Origin of the sequence: Candidatus Planktophila sp. (assembly GCF_040402275.1) — a bacterium.
Lineage (GTDB): Bacteria > Actinomycetota > Actinomycetes > Nanopelagicales > Nanopelagicaceae > Planktophila.
The window spans coordinates 10050-33483 of sequence record NZ_JBBAMW010000007.1 but is presented as its reverse complement, the minus strand read 5'-3'; the positions used below and the strand labels follow the sequence as shown (position 1 = coordinate 33483).

Genomic DNA, 23434 nt, shown 5'->3' with positions numbered 1-23434 from the left:
TTGCGCGCAGCACTTGGAAAAGATGCTGATCATGTTGCAGTTTCTGCAACTAAGTCGATGACTGGCCACTTACTAGGTGGAGCTGGTGCAATTGAATCTGTATTTATAGTTAAGGCATTGCAAGATCGAATGGCTCCCCCAACAATTAATATAGATGATTTAGATCCTGCGGTGACTGTGGACGTTGTGCGCGATAAGCCACGTGCTTTACCTGCAGGAGATATCGCAGCACTGAATGATTCCTTTGGTTTTGGTGGACACAACGTTGTATTGGCTTTTAAGAGCCTATAAATGTCGCCTACATCGAATGATCCACGCGATCCGATTTCACGGATTGCGCGTTTAGTTGATGATGGAAAATTTGAATTCCTAATCCCCCGCACAGAGTGCGGAATGCTTGCTGTCACGGCAACTGTGAAGGGTAACAAAGTTGTTATTTTCGCATCCGATGCAACGATAAAAAGCGGCGCACTTGGTGTGGATGGATCTAAAGTAATTGTTTCTGCCTACAAAGCTGCGATGGGTGCACAAGTGCCAATCATTGGTATTTGGCACAGTGGTGGTGCTCGATTAAGTGATGGTGTTGCATCCCTAGACGCCTTCGGAGAAGTTTTCCAGTCGATGATTTCTGCAAGTGGGCGCATCCCGCAACTTTCTTTGGTACTTGGACCAACTGCAGGTGGCGGTGCGTATGGGCCTGCACTAACAGATGTAGTTGTTCTAGCACCTGAAGGTCGAATCTTTGTTACAGGCCCTGATGTTGTAAAAAGTGTTACCGGCGAAGATATTGATATGGCACTACTAGGTGGCCCTGAAGCACACAAGAAAAACAGTGGTCTTGCACACGTAATTGCCGCAAGTGAAGATGAAGCAATTGAAGATATTCGCATCTTAACCGCCTTATTTGCTAATCAAGGATTTATGAATCCTGATGTTAAAGATATTGATCTATCAATCTATGTTCCAGAATTTCATGTGCGCACATATGAAGTCCATCCCTTGGTTGATGCAATTCTTGATAAGGATGCTGAACACATTGAGCTGCTATCTATGTGGGCTCCCAATATGACAACTGTTCTTGGACGCCTTGGCGGTGCAACAGTCGGTGTTCTAGCCAACAATCCAGCACACCTTGCAGGCGTTCTAGATGCAGCAGCTGGTGAGAAAGCTGCACGCTTTGTGCGAACCTGTGATGCCTTTGGTATTCCGCTGATTGTTATTGCAGATGTGCAGGGCTTCTTACCTGGTGCAGGTCAAGAATGGGAGGGCGCGGTACGCAGAGGTGCGAAGTTATTGCACGCATTCGGTGAATCAGTTATTCCTCGAGTTACATTAATTACTCGTCGCGCTTATGGCGGTGCATATGTGGCAATGAATTCGAAATCCCTAGGTGCAACTCGCGTATTTGCTTGGCCCAATGCAGAGGTTTCTGTGATGGGCGCAGTAGCTGCAGTGCGCGTACTCCATCGTCGTTTATTGGCAGATATCCCAGCAGAACAACGTGAGTCAATGGAGTTAGAACTTGCCGCTGAGCACGAAAGAGTTTCAGGTGGCGTTGAAAAAGCAATTGAAATTGGCGCAGTAGATGAGATGTTAAGCCCCTCAAAGACAAGAAGTGCGCTAGCAAAAACTATTGCTGATGCACCACATCGTCGTGGATCCCACGGAAATATTCCGCTTTAGCTTTTAAAGGTTACAGAAACAGTTGCAGTAACTGTCTTTTCAATTGTTGAAGTGTCATAGGCACCGTAATCAGCAGTCATCGTTGAATCTGGTGTTGTGATCTGAATTGGACCGGCCTTGACGTTAACAAGGGATCCAATGTTTCCACCAACAGCCTTTGTTAGGGCTTCTGCTCGTACCTTTGCATCCTTCATCGCCTCTGACATTAACTGTGGGCGCAGCTCTGGCAAATTAGAAATGTAGTACTGAGGACCATAGTTATTTGCATTAATACCAGTAGCAAGCAGTGATCCAATGCCTTGGCTGAGCTTAGAAATCAACTGAACATCTTTTGAGCGAACAGTAACTTCACGTGAGGCGCGGTAGGAAAGAATACGACCTGTTGAATTTCCGTTGCTGTACTCCTCGTTGGCAAATGTTGATACTGCGCCAAGAGTTAAGCTTTCAGCAGAGATTCCACCTTGTGTGAGGTAATTTGAAAGAGCCTCAACATCGGCATCAACCTTTTTCACAGCCACCGCAACTGTTGGTGATGAAAGAGAGACACTAAGAGTCCATACCGCGTTATCTGCAGTTGCTGTTGTCTTTGCAGAACCAGTAACAGTAATTCCGTCGCTGCTGCGTGAAGCAAAACCAGATCCAACCTTCATCAATCCACCGCCGAGTGCCAGTGAAAGGATTACTGCAGAAATAATTATGGTTACCGCTTTGCGGCGCTCAACAGTGATAATTGGACTTTCATTCAGTTGTGTCATGTCTTTATCCTACCAATCAGATAGCGCGCAGACGAGGAAGTTCTTGAAGGTCAACACTCCTGAAGCGATCTAGTTCGCTCTCCCAAGAATTTCCCACCATGGCAGCGACTCCTTCGCGGATCGATTCTTCATCAAATGAGTTGGCAAGAATGGCGCTTAGTTGATTTTCATTCACTAGGACCGCACCTGATTGGTCAACAACAGCGCGGTGTATGCCAAGTTCTGGCGTGAAACGAAATAGTTCACCGCCTGATTCAGATCCTTCAATAACTTCAAAATTTAGGTAATGCCAACTGCGAAGCGCACTAGCAATTTCTGCGGCAGCACCTTGTGCACCACGAAACTCGAGTTGTGTGCGAAATGTTCCCGGCATTAACGGTTGTGGATTCCATGCAAGCTTTATCCAATTGCCAAGCACTGTTTGGATCGCCCAATCAATATGGTGGCGCAGCGCAGATGGGGCTGAATGAATGGTTAAGAAGCCTCGAACCTGCTGACGATTTGAAGGCGTGGTTAAACGTTCCATGGTTCTCCTAGCAAGATGCGCCTAATGCGACCTTCCCCAGCGGCATTTACGCTTCCCAATTGCTTGGTAAACACCTTAATTACACACCCATGAGCCTAAAACTGTCTACCCCCGCTTTAGGCATACGGGGCGGTAGGAGGTAGAGTTCATCTCAGTCGGACGCTTAATCAGTACCCGTTTCATGTTTTGCATAATCGGTATCGCTGGAGCAAGAGGAAGACCGTGATTCGAGGATTTCTCGAAACACCCACATATCGAAGGAAATAAATACATGGCAACAGGCACAGTTAAGTGGTTCAACTCTGAAAAGGGTTTCGGTTTCATTGCGGTTGATGGCGGCGGACAAGATGTTTTTGTTCACTACTCAGCAATCCAGGGTAACGGTTACAAGTCCCTTGAAGAGGGTCAGGCAGTTTCATTTGAGGTCGTACAGGGTCCAAAGGGTCCTCAGGCTGATGCAGTAAACCCTGCCTAATCAACACTAACTTCTAAAAAACCCCGCCGGGTAACTGGCGGGGTTTTTTATTACTTTGGTACTGGCGGAATATCGCCGCTCTTTAAACGTTGCGCTTCAACCTCTTTCGCGGGTGAAAGATCTTTTCCAGCTTTCCATGCATCTAAATACTTCCAAGGCCACACCATTCCACGTCGCACCCACCATGTTTCTGGTGGAGTTGCCCATGAAACTCCAAAGTGAATATGCGGTTTTGTTCCGCGCGCACTTCCTGTTGCACCAACTGTTCCAAGTAACCGGCCAGCTTTTACTTCAACGCCCGGTTGAATACTTTGAGGAATGGTTCTCAAATGTGAGGCATAGTAACGAACACCATCTGTTCCAATGAAGGAAACGTATAACCCACCACGATCTGCTCCAAGATTTGTTTTACCTGACCAGGAATCAATTCGATTGACCTCATCAATAACTCCCGATGTCACCGCAACATATCGACATCCTGCTTTGGCCAAAACATCTGTAGCTGGATAATCATGATGTGACTTTGCATATGTGTACTCACAGCCAACAACTGGAAATACATAATTTGGTGCAGCCTGTGCTGGTGAACCCGTTGTTGCCATTACCAAGAGTGCGATTACAGCTGCTTTTAATCTCATTACCCTAGGTTAATGCTGCGCGATCCAATTTTGCGGTAACTGCCATGTGAGGAACAGTGAGCGCCCACACAACTACTAGCGCCATCCAGAAAAACTCATCTGTGAAATCTCGACCACTTAGCGCCAACAATCCTGCCACTACGAAGGTTCCAATCAGGGCTGGCAAGCCTGGAATAACTGCGTTTGAAAATGCTTTTCTGAGCATTCCTTGAGTTATGTTCTCAACACATCGTGGAAGAGAAAGTGTGAGCCGGGCTGTGTGGCGCATTGCGTGCCAGCATCCAAAGTACACAGCAAAAGCAATAAGAGGAGGTGCAAGATGGGCTAAAAGCAATAACACAATCAGATCTAAAGCTTCCCTTTTTCTCTTATCAAAGACCATAACCCCAATAGCAAGGAGTGCGAAAATACTTACTGTGAGGAAAATTTGTGAATCTAATCCTTGATGCCAATTGATGAGCGCAGGATTTACGGAAGCCAAAGCCTCAGTGCTAGCAGAGTTAACAAGTGGAATAAACACTGGGGTAAAGCCTGCAGCTGGGATATAAAACCAACGGTTAAGTTTTTTCGATCTCTCTGTCCGCTTATCAATTTCATTAACAAAGGCGGCATCACCGATTCCAAAGTGGATCGCACTCATAAAGAGAACAACAATAAATCCAACAGTATTAAACTTAAGGATTCCGATAACAGCAATAATGGCAACTGCCACATACGCAATAATAAATAACGCCATTTTCTTAGGCTCTGTTTTTGGAAGCGTCACTAGGTGATCTAACGCCCCATGTGGAATTCCAAGTGCAAGTGCAATAATTGCAATTATAACTTGCCAGCTCATAGAGCTACTACCCAAAAGATCTGAAAAAATCAAAGAAGTCAGAATTGCCAGACTTACAGAAACAGTTGAGAAGAGGCGAACCCGATTAAAGAGCACAGCAGCATTTTCTTGCATGTCTCCCCCTTGTTGGCAACCCTATCAAAGGTGAATGTGAGAAGATCTGATGTGCAGAAATTCGGATACATGGCGATGCTCGCCTTCACAGTGTTTGGCTCTTTTTGGCTAGAGATAGTTCTAAAGACCAGCGTTTTGAAACGATGGAAAAGAGCATTAATAAGTATTTTGCCGATTAGCCTCTTTTTTCTTATATGGGATGCCTATGCGATTGCTCAAGGACATTGGTTTTTCAATCGCGACAGGATGCTGGGAATATACGGACCATTTGATATTCCCTTAGAAGAGTTTCTCTTTTTCATCATCGTTCCGATGGCGGCGATATTGACTCTTGAGGGCGTCACAACGGTTAAGCCTCATCTGCGCGAAAAGGAATTCGGAAAGGATGAAAAGAAGTGATCTATAGCGATATTGCGATTGCCGCATTCGGTATCTCAATCATTGTTGATCTCTTTGTATTTAAGAACTCACTTTTGACACGTCTTGCCTTCTGGCTTTCATACATGATCATCCTTCCTTTTCAATTGCTGACTAATTGGTGGTTAACTCACAGTCGCAGTGATGGAAAAGCGATTGTGATGTATGACCCTGATTCAATCATTGGTATTCGCATTGCCTCTGCCCCACTAGAAGACCTCTTATTTGGATTTGCCCTTGTTTTATCCGTTATGGGCATGTGGGAGTTCTGGGGCCGGCGCGGATTCCAGCGCAACAAATAACTACAGTAAAGTTCATCCGTAAGGGGCGGTAGCTCAGTTGGTTAGAGCCCGGAACTCATAATTCCGTCGTCGTCGGTTCGAGCCCGACCCGCCCCACACCAAGTCATAAGAATTAACTCGTCGGCTCAATCCCGAGAGTTATCTCTCAATTACCTAATTACTCATTAAAATTGAGTTCACCCGACTTACTGCTACCTCTCACTTAACTCTCTCCTATGTGTCTATTGGGCAAACCTAGGCGTAACTTTTAGGTATGAGCGATCGAGTCTTACTTGTCATGGATGATGCTTTTGAGTTATCGACCATGGCCGCCGCACTTAAACTGCACGGAACAAATGTAATAGGAGAAGCGCAAAAAGAGTCATCGGCAATTCTCTTGATGCGAAGCATGCAACCCAATGTGCTCCTCATTGATATGCATCTATCAGATGAACACTCGATTGCGATCGCAAATAATATCCGTAAGGAAACACCAACTATTGGCGTAGTTGTATTGGTGGCTTGCGCAGATCTTAGATTGCTCGGGGAATTCAAGTCTGACCTTCCAGTCGGGGCCAAAGTTGTCATCAAAAAATCCATGAATAACGTTGCAACCCTGTGTGATGTCATTTCAGAGTCAAGAGTCCTTGAGCCAGATTCCTCGGTCACATGGGTTAGTGGAAACCATTCACTCCATGAGAAAGCTTTAGAGAATTTACTATCGCAATTAACCGATCTCCAGATTGAAACTTTGCGCCTTGTGGCAGATGGTTTAACAAATGCTGAGATTAGTCGCATGAGATTTGTCAGTGAAAAAGCGATCGAGCAGATTGTTTCGCGGATTGCATTGGTGCTCAATGTGCAGCCCGACCGATCAAAGAACTTGAGGGTTCAATTAGTTGGCGAATACTTTAAGTGGATTGGCGCGCCTAGACACTAGTTGTCCTGTTATTTGAAGGCGCAAAGGTAAAGTTCGCGCCTATGGAGCTAGTTGAGATTCGGGCGCAGTGGAACCAGGTGCTTGATGCCCTCGAGTCAGAAAATCGCGTTGCATGGATTGCATACTTTGATGCTCGTTTAAGCTCATTTGAGAATGGAACTTTAACATTAGATTTTTCAGATAGCCGAAAATTTGCGACATCACATGAGTATTCAGAAACTCGTCCTAATCTGAAAGCTGCCTTAGTTGAAGCAATCAAATCCACAATCGGCATAGATGTTGAGATTATCGAACAATGAGAGTCAAGATCTATCTACTTGCCCTATCTCTAGTAGTTGCAGTCGTGGGAGCACCGCAATCAGTCGCAGCCACATCGACCTTATCTATGTCAGTCAAGCAAACACCCAGTGCTTCAGAAACATTGCTGACTTTGTATGGAAATCTCAAGCCAAACCGTTCAGGGACCACTGTAAAGATCCAAGTTGATACAGATGGAAAGTGGACGACAACTCGCTTTACGACAAAGGTCACCAAAGTTGGAACCTGGAAAGTTACCGCCCTTGCCACTGCACTAAACGCGAATGTTCGCTATCGCGCTGTTTCCGTAATAGGTGGAAAGAGTTTGTACTCACCCATTCGCTCGATCACCGTCAAGCAGCAACCTGAGATCTCAAATACTGATCCTGCTCAATTCATTGATTTAACTGGCCCTGGTGGTCGCATTCATGGCGCAGATATAAGTCGTTGGCAGCACCCCAACGATAAAGCAATCGATTTCGTAAAGATGTATGAAGCAGGAATGCGATTCGTATTTATTAAGGCATCAGATACTCGAGAGTCAGCTGATCTGTTGTCTGTTAAATACGCTGCAATGGATCACCATGCTGCGCAAGCTGCCGGTATATACACAGGTTTTTATCACTACGCAGTGTTGCCTGATGTAACAGACCCAGAAGACATCAAAAAGGATGCTCTGGCACAAGCCCAGAAAGTTGTATGGAGACTTGCATCTATGGGTGGTTATAGCGAGAAGGATTTGCCGTATGCACTAGATCTGGAAAATAAGTGTGTTCGTTACTCCTCATCTGGTGCATGCCAAAAGTATGCAACACGAAGTGCTGTGACTTTGTGGGCAACAACTTTTCTAGCATCTGTTAAGGAGAAGACAGGTAAAACTCCAATTCTCTACTCTTATGCAAACTTTCTAGAAAGTTCTATGACACGTTCACCTGAGCTCGCCCAATATCCATTGTGGTTAGCGCAGTATGCAATAGATCCAGCTAACCCCATTAACCAGCCAGGTATTAAGACCGGTGGATGTTATGTGCACTCATGGACTGGTGCAAACTGTGATTCACAATGGACTGTGTGGCAATACTCTTCATGTGGCATTGCACCTAAGTACGGAGTTCCTGGAAATAGATTAGATCTAAACGTCTTCCGTGGGACCCCTTCATCCTTCTTAGATTTGGCAAAGGGAAGCTGGGCGCCATCACTTGTTGACTTAATGCCACAGCAAGAACCAACCGTGCTTAGCGTTGTGGGTCAATCGGCAAGCACAACAAACAAGCTTGTTACCTTCAAAGTAAATGTTGTACGACCTAGTGGCTCTCCCGTTGTCACAGGAAATGTGAAATTGGTTTTTGATAAAACAACGACTCCGGCTACAAAGCCCACACAAGCAATATTGCGAGAAACAAGTGGCGTATGGACTCTTGCACTTAAAGGTGTATTAGCTGGCACATATGTTGGAAAAGTTCTGTTCCAAGATGTTTCTGGAACTCACGCAGAATCAACATTTCCCGTCACTTTTGAAGTTACACAAGGACCAACACCTTCACCTACTGCAACACCTTCACCTACTGCAACTAAAAAGCCAACTACCGATGGTTGCAGAGGACAGATTAAGAATTAACCTCTAGTAGCTCATCGAGGGCTGTGATTTCACGTTCAACTAATTCCATGTATTGTGCAATAGATTCCTTGCGCTCCTTTGCGCTCCAACCAAGAACTGGTGCGATGAGTGCTGCAACTTCATCTGCAAGGTGAACCCCATGATTGACCGCTTCAAAAGATAGGCGTGTACGACGAGAAATGACATCATCAACAGAGCGCGCACCCTCATGTGAGGTTGCATAAACAATTTCAGCTTTGATATATGGCAAGTTCGAATCTAGTTTGGCGGCTAGCTTTGGTTGTTCCTCAATTATTTCTAGGATCTCGCCAATCAGTGATCCATGGCGATTGAGCAAATGTGTAACGGTTTCAACATCTAGCCCAGATTCTTGAGCAATACGCTCTTTCTGTTGCTCTAATGCAAAGTAGCCATCGGCACCTACTAATGGAAGTTTTTCTGTCACAGACTCTTGAGTTAATCTGCGTAGTTCAATTACTGCGCGATCAACAACATCCTTGCCCATGACGCGATATGTTGTGTACTTACCGCCAGCAATAGATACAAATCCAGCAGCTGGTCGATCTACTGTGTGTTCACGGGAAAGCTTGGTTGTTGTTGCGCTCTTGTTGTTTGCAACCAATGGACGTAATCCTGCATACACGCCAATAATTTCATCTGCTTGAAGCTTTGGTTCAAGAACGCGATTAGCTTGATCCAAGATGTATTGAACATCTTCTCTGGTCGCACATGGCTCTGCTCGATCACCAATGTATGGAGTATCTGTTGTACCGACAATCCACTTGTCTCCCCATGGAATTATGAACAACACAGAGATTGGAGTCTTTAAAATGATTCCAGCATCAGATTTTATGGCAGATCCAGGAACAACAATGTGCGCACCCTTACTCATTGTCACGTGATACCCAGGAGTTAATTCAAAACGCTCATGTAATTGATCGCTCCACACACCTGCGCACATAATCGTTGCACCGGCTTTAATCGCAATCTTCTTCCCAGATGCTAAATCAAGAGCATTTACGCCAACAACACGCTCGCCTTCGCGAATTAAAGACTCTGCAGAAACTTGGGTCGCAATGATTGCGCCGTGGCGTGCGGCAGTTCGTGCCACTGCCATTGTGTGGCGAGCATCATCAACTTGGGCATCAAAGTATTTAATTGCACCAGTGACAATGTCATGACGCAAAGATGGTGCAATCTCATTAATCTGCTTTTTGCTTAGGTGCTTGTGCCAAGGAAGTGCACGCTGAAATCCACGTAGTGCGTCATAGAGAGCCAAACCTGCTCCGACATAAGTTCGCTCTTTAAACTTTTCAGTAAGTGGAAACAAAAATCCGACTGGCTTAACAAGATGTGGGCACAGTGTTGAAACCATTAGCTCGCGCTCGTGTAAGGCTTCACGTACTAATTTAAAATCATATTGTTCAAGATATCTAAGGCCACCATGAATTAACTTGCTAGATCTACTTGATGTTCCAGATGCAATATCTTGCGCCTCAATGAGGGCAACTTTTAATCCACGAGAGGCGGCATCTAGTGCTGCACCTACCCCGTTGACTCCCCCGCCAATAACAAGGATGTCGAATTGTTCTGTGCCTAATTGCGAGATGGCAGAGTCACGCTGGTCTGGGCCAAGTTGTGACAAGAACATATGCGTTGCATCTCCGTAATCAGTGAGTACGCTAAGTCTAACTTACGGCGAGGGGTTGTGCATCGTGGCATATATCGGCAGTTTGGATCAGGGCACTAGTAGTACTCGATTCATGATCTTTGACCACGCCGGCCAGGTAGTTGGACAGCATCAACTAGAACATCGCCAAATTCTTCCGCAAGCAGGTTGGGTCGAACATGATGCCACTGAAATTTGGGAGCGAGCCCAAGAAGTAGTCGCTGGAGCTCTCAAGCAAGCCAACATTTTGGGCTCAGATTTAGCAGCTATTGGGCTGACCAATCAACGTGAGACAACTGTGGTGTGGGATGTAACAACGGGTCAACCGCTTTCTCATGCAATTGTCTGGCAAGACACTCGTACTACTGAGTTTTTGGCATCGTTGTCTGATGCCCAACAAGAAAAGATTCGCCACACAACGGGTTTAACCATTGCCCCTTACTTTGCTGGCAGCAAGATGAATTGGTTTCTCCAAAATGTTCCATCTGCAAAAGGTCCTAATGCTCGTTTTGGAACTATCGATTCATGGTTGCTGTGGAATTTATCGGGCGGTGTTCGCGGAGGCGTTCATGCAACTGATGTAACAAATGCCAGCCGCACCTTGCTAATGAACCTTGAAACCCTGGATTGGGATGAGGAACTTCTTGTCATCTTTGGTGTTTCACGTTCTGCCCTTCCTGTTATTAAATCCTCCTCTGAAACCTATGCGCTCACAGATCCGCATGGTCCATTTGGTACGGCAATTCCAATTGCAGGAATCTTGGGTGATCAGCAAGCTGCAATGGTTGGTCAGGTCTGCTTTGAACGCGGCGAATCAAAGACAACATATGGCACGGGAAACTTCGCACTGCTAAATACAGGTACTGAAATTGTGCACTCTAATAATGGATTACTCACAACTGTTTGCTTCAAACTGGGTGATGCACCAGCACATTACGCACTTGAAGGCTCTGTTGCTGTTACAGGTTCTGCAATCCAATGGCTTCGCGATCAATTAGGAATTATCTCAAATGCAGCAGAGACTGAAAGCTTGGCATCTTCTGTAACAGATACTGCTGGTGTTTACTTCGTCCCAGCATTTTCTGGTTTATTTGCACCCTATTGGCGCACCGATGCACGCGGTGTAATTGTTGGATTAACTCGCGCTGCAACAAAGGCACATCTTGCACGCGCAGCCCTTGAAGCAATTTGCTACCAAACACGAGATGTCATGGATGCCATGGTTGCCGACAGTGGCGTTCCCATGAAGGAGATGCGTGTTGATGGAGGAATTACCGCTAACTCTCTATGCATGCAGATGCAGGCAGATGTTATGGGAATTGATATCACTCGCCCATTAATCGGTGAAACTACTGCACTCGGTGCTGCCTATGCAGCTGGTTTAGCTGTTGGTTTTTGGTCATCTACAGATGAAGTCCGAAAGCAATGGCAACAATCTCGTCGTTGGAATTCAACAAGTACCGCAGAACAACGTGAAGTTGGTTATGCAGGTTGGAAGAAAGCTGTTGAGCGAACCTTGAATTGGGTTGATTAAGCCTTACTTATTTCGATCAAGAAGGCATTTGCAGGAGCCAGAATTGGCGCAGTCACACCAATTGAAGTCAGCGCAGAACCAGACATTGTTATTCCAGACATCCACTCGGGTGGAGTAATTAACATAAAGCGTGGCTTACCTGCTGGGAACACAGCCTTGATTGCATAGTTTGCTGTCTGATCTAATCCAGGAAACTTAAGTGGTGATGGATGAATTGAAACCGCTGGAGTCAATTGGACGTAAGCAAAAATTGCGCGAGAAGCATCTTGTGCTCTTACGCCATGCAGATATGCATGTGCTTCTGGATAATCAACGCGAACCATCTTGCCTGAATGAAGCAGGCCACGGTTGTTCTTGTAGTACTGCGCCCATGTTGCTAAATGCTTTCGCTCCTCTGTTGTGGCTTCTGTGATATTCCATTCGATACCTGCATGACCAAATAGCGCAGTAGTAGCACGTATAGAAAGTTCTAGTGTGCGTCCTGTTTGGTGACCATGAGTTGGTCCAATATGAGTACCAAGGAGTTCAGGTGCAATAACTTGAGCTGTCCAACGCTGAATTGTTTGGCGCTCAAGTGCGTCATTGTTATCACTTGTCCAAAATCGATCGACATAATCAATCACACCTAAATCAATTCGTGCTCCACCTGATGCACAGGATTCGATCTCAAGTCCAGGATGACGCTTCTTGAGCTCAGCAAATAATCGATAGATCGCTTGTGTTTGGCGATGAACACCGGCAGCGCCCAGGTGGCCAGCATCAACAAGAACGCGGTTGTGATCCCACTTGATGTAGCCAATGTTGTGCGCAGCAAGAACTGCAGAGGTTTGCTCCAGCACATGATTGAAAGCACCATCGTGGCCAATGTCTAGAACTAACTGATGGCGCCATAGCGGTGGAACACGATCTGCTTCATGCAATATCCACTCAGGATGGGCGCGATATAAATCTGAATCTGGGTTAACCATTTCGCCTTCAAACCACAGGCCAAATTCAATTCCCTTGTCATTGATGTATTTAATGATTGGCGACAAACCATTAGGCCAAACTGCAGGATCAATAACCCAGTCCCCTAAGCCAGCACGGTCATTGCGACGGGAATGGAACCATCCATCATCTAGAACTATGCGCTCAATACCAACTTCTGCTGCAACATCAACTAACGCTTTGATCTTTTCCTCGTTGTGATCAAAATACAACGCTTCCCACATGTTCAAAGTAAGTGGGCGTTCTTTCTTTGGATGAACTTCACGTGCTCGAAGGTATGAGTGGTAAGCAGCGCTTACGCCATCTAATCCTTCTGCTGAATACACTGAAACCAACGCTGGAGCTTCATATGTTTGACCTGATGCCAATATCAATTCACCTGGTAGCAATAGTTCGCCAGCGCCAATTGATTGTGAACCATCAAATAATTTTTCAACTAAATAATGTGAGTTACCGCTCCAGGCAATGCTTGTGGCCCAGGCGCTTCCTGATTGGAAAGATGTCTGCGCAGTTAGTGCGATATCTGCGATAGAAAAGTTGTGTCCGCTGCGACCTTCTCGAGATTCGCGAACCCAGGTGCCAGTTGCGATCTCTCTGCGCTGCGGATTGCGCTCATTTGACCAACGACCTGCAAAATCCAAAGTTTGTGTGGCTTCCTTTGGAAGAGGTAACCAATGAATAAATTCGTTAAGGCAATACTCGGTTTCACCTAAATTCTTAACTGTGGCTTTTTGAAATAAAACACCATGATTATCAAGGTCGAAAGTAATTACCACTTCAAGTTCAGCATGAAGATCGCGAAAGGTAAGGGCAACGTGGTTTTTCTGATGATGAAAATCTGTTACCTCAAACTTTGTCGACCAAGCTTTTCCATTACGGTGTCCAGATAATGTTGGACGCCCCAAAAAACCGCGAGAACTCTCGCGCATGATTCCGGGAAACTGTGACTCATCCCAAGAGCTATTAGCAATCGATGGACGAATCGCTGTTTGCACAGATGCGAGATCTCCATGAATTGGTGCTCCCCAGTGTTGGATCACAAGGGCCCCATCGACTACTTCAAGCAACAGTGATGAGGATGGTGCGCTCAATAGTGCAGATTGCTTACTCACAAAGGTAGAGTAACGACACTATGGGCGAGAGTAAAAAACTAAAAGCAGGCGTCATCAGAAATGATCGCCATATGGCCGATGGTCGAACAATTCGTTACTACGACACCGCCGGCCAAGCGCGAAATGTTGAAGATGCCCGGTCTCAGGAAGAACAACCAGGAATTGGTGAACTTCGCCTAGATCCATTGGTCAATGAATGGGTTGCAATGGCAGCTCATCGTCAAGGACGAATCTTCTTGCCTCCAAAGGAGCTATGCCCTTTGTGTCCGACCACAGGTGAATTACTGACAGAGATTCCTGAATCTGATTTTGAAGTAGTTGTCTTTGATAATCGTTCACCTTCATTGCGTCCACCTATTGGTGATTGGGCACTACCTGATTTGGTTGGACCTGATACTGATCTAGGAACAGCAGCCGGCAAGTGTGAAGTAATTTGTTTTACAGCAGAACATGGCAAAGCATTTAAGGATCTAACCCCACAACGTGTGCGCACATTGCTTGAGGCATGGATTGACCGCACAGCAGAGCTCTCACAAGAAAGCTTCATTGAGCACATTGCACCCTTTGAAAACCGTGGAGAAGAAATTGGTGTGACCCTGTCTCACCCACATGGTCAGATTTATGCCTATTCATATATTCCACCACGCGTTGAGAAGATGTTGGCTGCTGCCAACAAATACAAGGAACAAACTGGCAAGGTTTTATTTGATGAAGTTGTTGCTCGTGAAATTAGAGATAAAGAGCGCATTATTGCTAGAAATGATCGATGGATTGCATATGTTCCTTTTGCTGCGCGCTACCCTTTTGAAATCCACATCACTCCCCTCAACCCAGTTGCAGACCTGACAGGTTTAACGGATGCCGATCGTGATGCCTTCCCAGAAATCGCATTGGAAGTAACACGCAGATTAGATGGCGTCTTTGGAATTGAAATGGCATACATCGCAGCCTGGCATCAAGCACCTGTGCGAGTTGGCCGAGATGTGATGCGCCTGCACTGGCAGATAACAAGTGTTCGTCGCGCCCCAGGAAAACTAAAGTATTTAGCTGGTTCTGAATCTGCGATGGGTGCATTCATAATGGACATGCGTCCAGAACAATCTGCAGCCCAATTGCGCGAAGTAGTGTTGTAATGCGGGTTTTGGTAACTGGTGGCACTGGCTATATTGGATCAACTGCAGTTGAAGTTTTACTTACAAAAGGCATTGAAGTCTCGATTTTAGATGATTGCAGTATGGGCCATGCCGATACCGTCCCTGCTGGTGTTCGTTTTATTCAAGGTTCACTTCTCAATGCCGGAGAAGTTGCAGATGCGCTAACAGATTGTGCTGCAGTTATGCACTTTGCAGGTAAATCCTTAGTAGGAGAATCTGTTGAAAAGCCTGATCTCTACCATTCAGTTAACGTTGATGGAACACGAATCTTGCTTGATGAAATGCGCAAACAATCAATCACCAAAATCGTCTTTTCATCATCTGCAGCTACGTATGGTGAGCCAAAGGTTGTTCCCATTCTTGAAACATCTGAGACCATTCCAACCAATCCGTATGGTGCAACAAAGCTTGCTATCGATCACATGATCACGGCGGAGGCAACAGCCCACGGAATATCTGCAGCATCCCTTCGCTACTTCAATGTTGCAGGAGCGCTAAGAGGAGAGCGCGGATGGCTAGCAGAGCGACATAACCCTGAAACTCATCTCATTCCTAATGTTTTGCGCAGCACAACAGATAATCCTGTAAAAGTTTTTGGCACTGATTGGCCCACACACGATGGAACATGTATTCGCGACTACGTGCATGTCATTGACTTAATTGATGCACACCTAAAAGCTCTTCATTCACTAGGAAAGCCTGGTCACGAGATCTATAACTTAGGCAGCGGTTCGGGGTATTCCGTGCGCGAAGTAATTGCAGCAGCAAGTTCTGCTACTGGACATCAGATTCCATTTATTGATTCTCCGCGCCGCGCAGGTGATCCAGCGGTATTGATTGCTGATATTTCAAAGGCTAAGACACACCTCGGGTGGGAGCCAACGCGAGATATGAACACGATGGTTTCTGACACCTTGAAATCTATGGCCTAATAATGAGTGCGATTGAAGGTAAATTTCTTGCAACATTCGGCGAAGAACCGGACTTAGTTGCCGCAGCCCCAGGGCGTGTTAATTTAATTGGTGAGCACATTGATTACAGCGAAGGATTTGTTCTTCCCTTTGCTATTAAAGATAGAACTTTAGTCGCTGTTAGAAAGCGTGATGATTCAACTGTTCGTATTGCATCGGCTCAGCGCCGCAACAAAATTGTCACGGTCGATATCAACAATGTTAAGCCTGGCCTCAAGGGTGAATGGGAGCGATACGCGCTCGGTGTCCTATGGGCGATGGAGGTAAAAAGTGGAGTCGATCTTTTAATTGATGGGCATGTTCCACTTGGCGCAGGGCTTTCCTCTTCTGCAGCACTTGAGTGTTCTGTGGCAACTGCGATGAATCATTTGTTTAATATGGGATTTAATCTTGAAGAGCTTGCTCGCTTAACTCAAAAGGCTGAAAACCAATACGTAGGGGTCCCCTGCGGCATCATGGATCAATCTATTTCCCTCATGGCAACAACTGGATCAGCGCTATTACTGGACTGCAGGGATCTTTCAACTCGCAATATTCCCTTTGATGTTGCATCACACGGGTTAGAACTACTAATCATTGATACTCAAGCTCATCATGCGTTAACTGATGGAGGCTATGCCGAGCGCCGAGCATCATGTGAATCTGTGGCGGCTAAATTATCTGTTAAATCCATGCGCGAATTAACAATGGCGCAGTTAGATACTTATAGAGATCACATTACAGAGACTGAATATGTTCGCGCTCGTCATGCAGTTACTGAGATGAAGCGCGTTCTAGATTGCGTGGAGGCTTTAAGCGCGGGTGATTTTGTAAAAGTAGGTCAGTTGATCAACGCATCGCATCTTTCATTGCGTGATGATTACACAGTCTCTTGTCCAGAACTAGATACCGCAGTTGAAGCCTCACTTGCAGCAGGAGCGCTTGGTTCACGTATGGTGGGTGGTGGTTTTGGTGGCAGTGCGATTGCATTGATTCAGGCTTCGAAGACAACCCAAACAATTCGCGCAGTTGAAAGCGCTTTTGCAGATAAGAAATTTAAGGCTCCGCGCTTTTTCACATCTCTACCAAGTCAAGGCGCAGAGCTAATATCTCAGAAGAACTAGAGCGGGTTGATTGAAAGTACTTCTACCCCACCAATTGCACCTAAAACATTAAGTAGATCAGTTGGATCACTGCCTGGAATTGCAACAGTTATATCGTCAAACCCTTTGCCATCTTCAGACTTCACAACTGCGAGCCCACGGATGTCTCCACCTGCTGCGCCGATTGCAGATGCAAGTAGTCCTAATGAACCCGGGCGATCTGGAATTGCTACGTTAAGTTGGAAGAGTGCCATGTGAAAACCTTATCCTTAAGTCTTTAAGCCAGGATTATCCAGTCACCCTTAATGGCAACCTTGACTGACGGCAGAGGAGTAATTGCAGGTCCTGCAACAACAGCGCCCTTTTTGAATGGATCAAAGCTGGCGTTATGAACAGGACACACCAACAACTTTTTTGGGGCAAAGTACTTGGTCAATCCGCCTTGGTGAGGGCAAATTGTTTGAAAGGCAAATACGCCAGTCTTTGTGCGAAAGAGCAGAGCAGGTGCGCCATTTTTGAGTTGAAAAGAATATGTTGCGCCAACTTTGATTTTGCTCAATTTAACGATCTGGTGATTAGCAGCAACGGCTGGTGTTCCAAGCAGGGTAGTACTTGCCCCAATGAGGGCTATCCGAAGTGCGGATCTGCGTGTGAACTTCATGCTCCCTGACTTGGATTCGAACCAAGAACCTGTCGATTAACAGTCGACTGCTCTGCCGTTGAGCTATCAGGGATTAACGGTGCAAGCACAAACTCTAGCGCACACACGGGTTTGGACAAAAACTAAAGGCTGCCGAGCGCCAAATCATGCAGAGATCTGCGGGCACTTTCCAGCGCAACTAATTGGGCAAAAGCAGCCGTGTATTCGATCTCATTTTCGACAGGATTTAAGCGCTGAAGAGATGACTTGAGTTCTGCAATAGAACGTGAAATCGCCACCTCTCGCAAACGAGCCACGATGCTTGCAACATATACAACAGTTGGCTTTCCATCGGCGCGGATTGGTTCAACTGTTAATTCTGTAAACAACGCCTTCACATTTTCATCAGCGATATTCTCTGGTGCAATTTGTTCAACAGAATCGATTGCCAAACGCAATGCAATATAGGCAGGATGTGTAAAGGCACCGGCCTCAATTGAACTCCATAGGTCACCATCGAAAAGTGTTGGATCTTGCAGCTTCGCCTTTAATACTTCGCGTTCCAGAATCAATCGTGCCTCATTGGGATCTGGTCTAAAGTTTGGTTGGGCAGTTGTCTCTTCGACTGATGATTGTTGCGCAGGAGCCGATTTAACTCCGCGAGAGACAGCCTTAGTAACAATTTCGACCTCAACCCCAAGCCACCCTGCAAGAAGTCGTGTGTATTCTGGACGCAATGACTTGTCACGGATCTGAGCAACTAATGGTGCGGCGGCGTTTAATGCATTGACTCGACCTTCAGCAGAATCTAATTTGTGATGTTTCAATTCTGCGCGGATTGCAAACTCAAATAGAGGAACACGGCGTGCAATCAAATCGCGCAATGCAAGATCGCCCTTTTCTTGGCGAAGCTCACAGGGATCTAAGCCATCTGGCTCAACTGCAACAAATGTTTGTGTCACAAACTTCTGGTCCTCACTAAATGCGCGTAGTGCTGCCTTTTGTCCTGCAGCATCGCCATCAAAGGTGAATATAACTTCTCCTCTAAATGCATCGTCATCCATTAATAATCTGCGCAAAATTCGGATGTGGTCTGCGCCAAATGCGGTTCCACAGGTTGCAACCGCTGTTGTGATGCCTGCAAGGTGGGCTGCCATGACATCTGTATAGCCTTCAACGATGACTGCTTGACGCTTCTTAGCAATCTCTTTCTTGGCAACATCTAAGCCATATAGCACTTGGCTTTTTTTATAGATTGGAGTTTCAGAGGTATTTAAATACTTTGGACCCTGATCATCAGCGTCACTAGCAAGCTTTCTAGCACCAAAGCCAACTATGTCTCCTGAAATATCTTTGATAGGCCACATCAAGCGATTACGGAACTTATCAATAGGTCCACGTTGGCCCATCTTAGAAAGTCCTGCAAGTTCTAGTTCATCAATTGTGTAACCCAGAGTGCGTAAATGCTTTGTGAGACCATCCCACTCATCGGGTGAGTAACCCACACCAAACTGCTCACAGGCTGCGCGATCAAAGCCACGCTTTGTCAGTAACTCACGTCCATGGGCTGCAGTTGGCGAGGAATTGAGTTGTTCTTGATAAAACTTTGCTGCCTCTGTGTGCGCTGCGATTAAGCGGTTGCGAGTACTAGATGTAACAACTGGTCCAGAGCTAGAACCTTCGTCATATCGAAGGGTGTAACCGATACGATCTGCAAGACGCTCGATTGTTTCTGTGAAAGTTAAGTGATCAATCTTCATTAAAAATGCAATGACATCTCCGCCAGTTTGGCAACCAAAGCAGTGGAAATATCCTTTGCTTGGGGTCACATGAAATGAGGGTGACTTCTCATCATGAAATGGGCACAAACCTTTTTTCTGTCCCCCACCAGCATTTTTTAACTGAACATAATCTGCAACAACTTCATCGATGGGTGCGCGATCTCGGATGTATGCAACATCCTCATCTCTAATGCGACCGCTCATGTTCGTACCCTACCGATTAGCAAGTAGGCGTGCATGCAAGGCATAGGCACCCGGGTCAGTAAGGGCAGCAACCTGGTCAATTATCACGCGCATTTTGGCCACTTCATTGCCCGCCTCATTCCAGGGCTTCTGGAAGTAAGAATCAAGTTCGCTCGGATATTTCACAAGCATCTCAACTAACTCACCAATGATTATCTGCTGTTTTGCATATCTATCTTGTGAATGTGCTGCGTTAATTAAGTAATGGCCTGCTATGGCTTTTAAGAAATCTACTTCCACCTTTTGTTCACGTGGTATTTCAAGGTCTGCGCTGTAGCGTGAAAGTGGGCCATCACCGTGGACTTTACGAGTTTGGATTTCAGCTGCTAAAACAAAACGACCAATTAACTGGCTTGTTGAATCCTTCATGCGTGCAAGGCTGCGATGGCTTCCGTCGTAATAATGTGGCCAAGCAGAAAGTGCAGAAAGGCGTGCATGAGCATCTATTGCTTCTTGCTCTGTTGCATCACTTTTGTAATCAACGGTCATTACCTTGTAGAGCTCTGTAACATCTTGTTCAAAATTTTTAACAGATACCTGTCCTGCAAAGATTGCATCCTCTAGGTCGTGGACGGAGTAGGCACAATCATCAGACCAATCCATGATCTGAGCTTCAATACATTTCTTACCGGCAGGTGCATTTGTGCGCATCCAAGTAAAGATCTCCACATCATCATCATAAACACCAAACTTACGAGGATTTTCAGACCTCGGCCATGGATACTTTGTTGCACCATCTAAAGATGCGCGAGTTAAGTTAAGTCCAAGACTTTTGCCGTTGGCATCAACAGTCTTTGCCTCTAACCGCACTAATAATCTAAAGCTCTGAGCGTTACCTTCAAAACCACCAAACTCTTCTGCGATCTCTGCCAATGCTTCTTCGCCATTGTGACCAAAGGGTGGGTGGCCAAGATCATGTGCAAGACAAGCGGTATCTTGTAAATCAGGATCTGCTCCCAGTGATTCGCCTAGCTCGCGGCCTATCTGTGCGCACTCTAAAGAGTGTGAAAGTCTGGTGCGTTGAAAATCATTTTCCCAAGGAACTGCTACTTGTGTTTTTGCAGCTAATCGGCGAAGGGATGCTGAGTGAATAACTCGCGCGCGATCACGCATGAACTCAGTGCGACCAGCGCGCTTTGCAGGCTCATCTAAGAACCGTTCTTGATCAAATGCGCTGTAGCTCATGGCAATACCTTAGTAACAATGTCTGCATCAGGTAAGTGATCGCTTATCTGTACCCCGCGCTTACCTACAGTTATATAGACCAAATACGCACCGGCTTCACGAAGTAGGTATCTGTAACCACTATTTGCGATGGTATTCGGACCGCTCTGCACGGGAGAACATGTACTAATAACGCCCTGATCATTTGCCATCGCCATGGCGCGCTTGCAGTGATACGGATCTGTCACGATGATGACATCGCTGACATAACGCTTTTTCATCACGGCGGCGTAGGCCTTAGTACTTACTAAAGTATCTCGGCCTTCTTCAATTGCAGTTATCTTCTTGGCAGGTATTCCATTCTTGCGCAGCCAATACTTGCTAGATGCCGCTTCCGTCGTTCTATCCCCTGGTGCACCAGCGCCAACAGTAATTATTGATGATGCATATCCAAGATCATAAATTCGTTTTGCTTCAATCAAACGTGCTTCTAAAGCTTCTCCTGGCTTGCCATTTAATTGCGCAGTACCTAATACAACAATGACATCTGCTTGCCTTACAACAGGATTCTTAGCTGCGCGCCACACTTGTGAAACACCATAGGCAGGAGCAATCAGAGCAAGAACTACGACTACTGAAATTGTGCGACGTATCCATCTAAATAGAAACATTTATCCGCCAGAAAACGCATCCTCTAGTTCAACGTGAACCAGTTCATCGGGGTCGTTTAGCCAACCATCTGGCAATGTTGGAGGGCGACCATGGCTTGTGCGGCCACGTGGCTTGTCTCCAACCTCTGTTGGATATGGCTGATCTTCAAGTTGGTCCAATAAATTACGCATCTCTTCCAAGGAAGAAACCATTCCTAAATCATGTCTGATTTCACGTGGGACGCGGAAACCCTTTAAGTACCACGCCATGTGCTTTCTGATGTCGCGCATTCCGCGATCTTCAGATTCTAGATATTCAACGATTAAATTAGCGTGGCGGAACATCACTTCTCGCACCTCATGCAAGGTTGGTGTGATCTGCTTTCCTTCGCCCTTCAGCGAAGAGACAAGATCTGTAAACAACCAAGGCCTACCCAGACATCCACGTCCGACTACAACACCAGCGCAACCACTTTGTTCAACCATGTCAATTGCATCGCTGCCAGACCAAATATCTCCATTGCCTAAAACAGGCACTCCAGTTGGCTTTAAGTGCTCAACAAGGCGGGCAATTGCAGACCAATCCGCCTTTCCTTCATACATTTGGGCCGCTGTGCGAGCATGCAATGCAACCCAAGCAACGCCTAAATCAGCTGCAGACTTTGCGGCCTCTAAATAAGTTTCATGATCGCTGTCGATACCTATGCGCATCTTTACAGTCACTGGTATTCCAAAAGGCTTTGCTGCCTCAACTGCTGCACCAACAATATTTGAAAAGAGCTTGCGCTTGAAGGGAAGGGCCGCTCCCCCGCCTTTGCGAGTCACCTTTGGCACAGGACATCCAAAGTTCATATCAATATGATCGGCTAAGTTTTCTTTACCAATCATTGTCACTGCAGCGCGCATCGTTGTTGGATCAACGCTATATAACTGCACAGAACGTGGCCACTCATCTTTGCCCGGAACAATCATTCGAAGAGTTTCTGGACGACGTTCAATGAGTGCGCGTGCTGTAACCATTTCAGAGACAAATAATCCCGCCCCTTGTTCCCGGCACAATGTGCGAAATGGTGCATTAGTTATTCCGGCCATGGGTGCTAGAACAACCGGTGGATCTATGTAGTGATCACCGCTTGCTAATGGAAGTAGGAGTGGTTTTAGCAACCTAGTAAGCGAGGTGCTAACCATGCTTCGACCTGATCTAGGCCGATGCGCTCTTGCGCCATTGTGTCGCGATCGCGAATTGTCACCGCATTATCTTCAAGTGTTTCAAAGTCAATGGTGATGCAGTAAGGAGTACCGATTTCATCTTGACGACGATAACGGCGACCAATTGCGCCTGCGTCATCAAAGTCAATATTCCAGTTCTTGCGAAGTTGTGTTGCAAGATCGCGCGCCTTAGGTGAGAGATCTGCATTACGTGAGAGTGGAAGAACTGCAGCCTTAATAGGTGCGAGGCGATGATCAAGCTTTAATACCGCACGCTTTTCCATCTCGCCCTTGCTATTTGGTGCTTCATCTTCTGTGAATGCATCCATTAAGAATGTGAGTGTGCAGCGATCAACACCAGCTGCAGGCTCAATAACAAATGGAGTCCAACGCTCTCCCTTTTCCTGATCAAAGTAAGAAAGATCTTTACCAGAGGCAGCAGAGTGCGCCTTGAGATCAAAGTCGGTACGGTTTGCAATACCTTCTAGCTCGCCCCAATCAGTTCCGGCGAATTCAAACTTGTACTCAATATCTGCTGTGCGCTTTGAATAATGTGACAACTTCTCTTTTGGATGATCGTACACTCGAAGACGCTCTGGGTTGATCCCAAGGTCCACATACCAAGCCATGCGTGTATCAATCCAGTACTGGTGCCA

At 46.1% G+C, this 23434-nt stretch carries 24 protein-coding genes, 2 tRNA genes and 1 pseudogene; 13 read left to right on the top strand and 14 right to left on the bottom strand.

The window, feature by feature from the left end:
• Positions 1-291 (top strand): annotated as a pseudogene (locus AC9UEY_RS03035) (beta-ketoacyl-ACP synthase); the annotation flags it as partial.
• On the top strand, positions 292-1683 hold the full coding sequence (locus AC9UEY_RS03030; RefSeq protein WP_509537576.1) for an acyl-CoA carboxylase subunit beta: 1392 nt from the start codon (positions 292-294) through the stop codon (positions 1681-1683).
• Here AC9UEY_RS03030 and AC9UEY_RS03025 read toward each other — a convergent pair.
• On the bottom strand, positions 1680-2438 hold the full coding sequence (locus AC9UEY_RS03025; RefSeq protein ID WP_509537573.1) for an SIMPL domain-containing protein: 759 nt from the start codon (positions 2436-2438) through the stop codon (positions 1680-1682). The genes AC9UEY_RS03030 and AC9UEY_RS03025 overlap by 4 nt on opposite strands.
• A gap of 16 nt (positions 2439-2454) precedes the next feature.
• Positions 2455-2964, bottom strand: coding sequence for a DUF3145 family protein (locus AC9UEY_RS03020; RefSeq protein WP_509537570.1), 510 nt, complete (start codon positions 2962-2964; stop codon positions 2455-2457).
• A 271-nt stretch (positions 2965-3235) separates the two neighbouring features.
• Between AC9UEY_RS03020 and AC9UEY_RS03015 the strand changes: the two genes are divergently transcribed.
• Entirely contained in the window at positions 3236-3439 is a 204-nt protein-coding gene (locus AC9UEY_RS03015) for a cold-shock protein (protein WP_017956305.1), read from the top strand.
• Positions 3440-3489: 50 nt separating this feature from the next.
• On the opposite strand, the gene AC9UEY_RS03010 is transcribed toward AC9UEY_RS03015, so the two are convergent.
• Complete coding sequence (locus AC9UEY_RS03010) at positions 3490-4077, bottom strand: M23 family metallopeptidase (RefSeq protein ID WP_509537568.1); 588 nt, start codon at positions 4075-4077, stop codon at positions 3490-3492.
• 4 nt (positions 4078-4081) lie between these two features.
• A complete protein-coding gene (locus tag AC9UEY_RS03005; protein ID WP_509537565.1) occupies positions 4082-5029 on the bottom strand; it encodes a Brp/Blh family beta-carotene 15,15'-dioxygenase in 948 nt (315 codons plus the stop codon).
• Positions 5030-5065: 36 nt separating this feature from the next.
• Here AC9UEY_RS03005 and AC9UEY_RS03000 point away from each other — a divergent pair, with 36 nt between their 5' ends.
• From AC9UEY_RS03000 to AC9UEY_RS02975, 6 genes are all read left to right on the top strand, one after another.
• Positions 5066-5428: a lycopene cyclase domain-containing protein gene (locus AC9UEY_RS03000; protein WP_509537562.1), complete on the top strand. Its 363-nt coding sequence runs from the start codon at positions 5066-5068 to the stop codon at positions 5426-5428.
• Entirely contained in the window at positions 5425-5748 is a 324-nt protein-coding gene (locus tag AC9UEY_RS02995) for a lycopene cyclase domain-containing protein (protein ID WP_509537560.1), read from the top strand. Before AC9UEY_RS03000 ends, AC9UEY_RS02995 begins: the two co-directional genes overlap by 4 nt.
• Positions 5749-5770: 22 nt before the next feature.
• A tRNA-Ile gene (locus AC9UEY_RS02990) sits at positions 5771-5844 on the top strand.
• A gap of 157 nt (positions 5845-6001) precedes the next feature.
• Positions 6002-6667, top strand: coding sequence for a response regulator transcription factor (locus AC9UEY_RS02985; RefSeq protein ID WP_509537557.1), 666 nt, complete (start codon positions 6002-6004; stop codon positions 6665-6667).
• Positions 6668-6708: 41 nt separating this feature from the next.
• Positions 6709-6966: a hypothetical protein gene (locus tag AC9UEY_RS02980; protein WP_509537554.1), complete on the top strand. Its 258-nt coding sequence runs from the start codon at positions 6709-6711 to the stop codon at positions 6964-6966.
• Positions 6963-8582 (top strand): glycoside hydrolase family 25 protein, encoded by a 1620-nt coding sequence (locus AC9UEY_RS02975; RefSeq protein WP_509537551.1) that lies wholly within the window; start codon positions 6963-6965, stop codon positions 8580-8582. Before AC9UEY_RS02980 ends, AC9UEY_RS02975 begins: the two co-directional genes overlap by 4 nt.
• Here the strand turns inward: AC9UEY_RS02975 and AC9UEY_RS02970 are convergent.
• Positions 8572-10233, bottom strand: a complete 1662-nt coding sequence (locus AC9UEY_RS02970; RefSeq protein ID WP_509537548.1) for a glycerol-3-phosphate dehydrogenase/oxidase — start codon at positions 10231-10233, stop codon at positions 8572-8574. The genes AC9UEY_RS02975 and AC9UEY_RS02970 overlap by 11 nt on opposite strands.
• A 61-nt stretch (positions 10234-10294) precedes the next feature.
• On the opposite strand from AC9UEY_RS02970, the gene glpK reads away from it, so the two are divergent.
• Complete coding sequence (gene glpK, locus AC9UEY_RS02965; protein ID WP_509537614.1) at positions 10295-11785, top strand: glycerol kinase GlpK; 1491 nt, start codon at positions 10295-10297, stop codon at positions 11783-11785.
• On the opposite strand, the gene AC9UEY_RS02960 is transcribed toward glpK, so the two are convergent.
• Complete coding sequence (locus tag AC9UEY_RS02960) at positions 11782-13884, bottom strand: alpha-galactosidase (RefSeq protein WP_509537545.1); 2103 nt, start codon at positions 13882-13884, stop codon at positions 11782-11784. The genes glpK and AC9UEY_RS02960 overlap by 4 nt on opposite strands.
• 20 nt (positions 13885-13904) lie before the next feature.
• On the opposite strand from AC9UEY_RS02960, the gene galT reads away from it, so the two are divergent.
• Genes galT through galK form a run of 3 tightly spaced genes read left to right on the top strand, consistent with a single transcriptional unit; the run spans position 13905 to position 17112 of the window.
• Positions 13905-15017: a galactose-1-phosphate uridylyltransferase gene (galT, locus tag AC9UEY_RS02955; protein ID WP_509537542.1), complete on the top strand. Its 1113-nt coding sequence runs from the start codon at positions 13905-13907 to the stop codon at positions 15015-15017.
• A complete protein-coding gene (gene galE / locus AC9UEY_RS02950) occupies positions 15017-15970 on the top strand; it encodes a UDP-glucose 4-epimerase GalE (protein WP_509537539.1) in 954 nt (317 codons plus the stop codon). The genes galT and galE overlap by 1 nt, the downstream gene beginning before the upstream one ends.
• A 2-nt stretch (positions 15971-15972) precedes the next feature.
• Positions 15973-17112, top strand: coding sequence for a galactokinase (gene galK / locus AC9UEY_RS02945; RefSeq protein ID WP_509537537.1), 1140 nt, complete (start codon positions 15973-15975; stop codon positions 17110-17112).
• On the opposite strand, the gene AC9UEY_RS02940 is transcribed toward galK, so the two are convergent.
• From AC9UEY_RS02940 to AC9UEY_RS02905, 8 genes are all read right to left on the bottom strand, one after another.
• Positions 17109-17345 (bottom strand): ACT domain-containing protein, encoded by a 237-nt coding sequence (locus tag AC9UEY_RS02940; RefSeq protein ID WP_509537534.1) that lies wholly within the window; start codon positions 17343-17345, stop codon positions 17109-17111. The genes galK and AC9UEY_RS02940 overlap by 4 nt on opposite strands.
• A gap of 23 nt (positions 17346-17368) precedes the next feature.
• On the bottom strand, positions 17369-17752 hold the full coding sequence (locus AC9UEY_RS02935; protein ID WP_509537531.1) for a Rieske (2Fe-2S) protein: 384 nt from the start codon (positions 17750-17752) through the stop codon (positions 17369-17371).
• Position 17753: 1 nt separating this feature from the next.
• Positions 17754-17825, bottom strand: a tRNA-Asn gene (locus tag AC9UEY_RS02930).
• 49 nt (positions 17826-17874) lie between these two features.
• Positions 17875-19716 carry a DNA primase gene (gene dnaG / locus AC9UEY_RS02925; protein WP_509537528.1) on the bottom strand — a complete coding sequence of 614 codons (1842 nt, stop codon included), beginning with the start codon at positions 19714-19716 and terminating at the stop codon, positions 17875-17877.
• A 9-nt stretch (positions 19717-19725) separates the two neighbouring features.
• The gene (locus tag AC9UEY_RS02920; RefSeq protein WP_509537525.1) at positions 19726-20940 is read right to left on the bottom strand and encodes a deoxyguanosinetriphosphate triphosphohydrolase; all 1215 of its coding nucleotides are present in this window, start codon (positions 20938-20940) and stop codon (positions 19726-19728) included.
• Positions 20937-21590: a YdcF family protein gene (locus AC9UEY_RS02915; RefSeq protein WP_509537522.1), complete on the bottom strand. Its 654-nt coding sequence runs from the start codon at positions 21588-21590 to the stop codon at positions 20937-20939. The genes AC9UEY_RS02920 and AC9UEY_RS02915 overlap by 4 nt, the downstream gene beginning before the upstream one ends.
• On the bottom strand, positions 21591-22757 hold the full coding sequence (dusB, locus tag AC9UEY_RS02910) for a tRNA dihydrouridine synthase DusB (protein ID WP_509537520.1): 1167 nt from the start codon (positions 22755-22757) through the stop codon (positions 21591-21593).
• On the bottom strand, positions 22727-23434 hold a 708-nt coding region (locus AC9UEY_RS02905), incomplete at its 5' end, for a glycine--tRNA ligase (RefSeq protein ID WP_509537518.1). The genes dusB and AC9UEY_RS02905, both read right to left, overlap by 31 nt.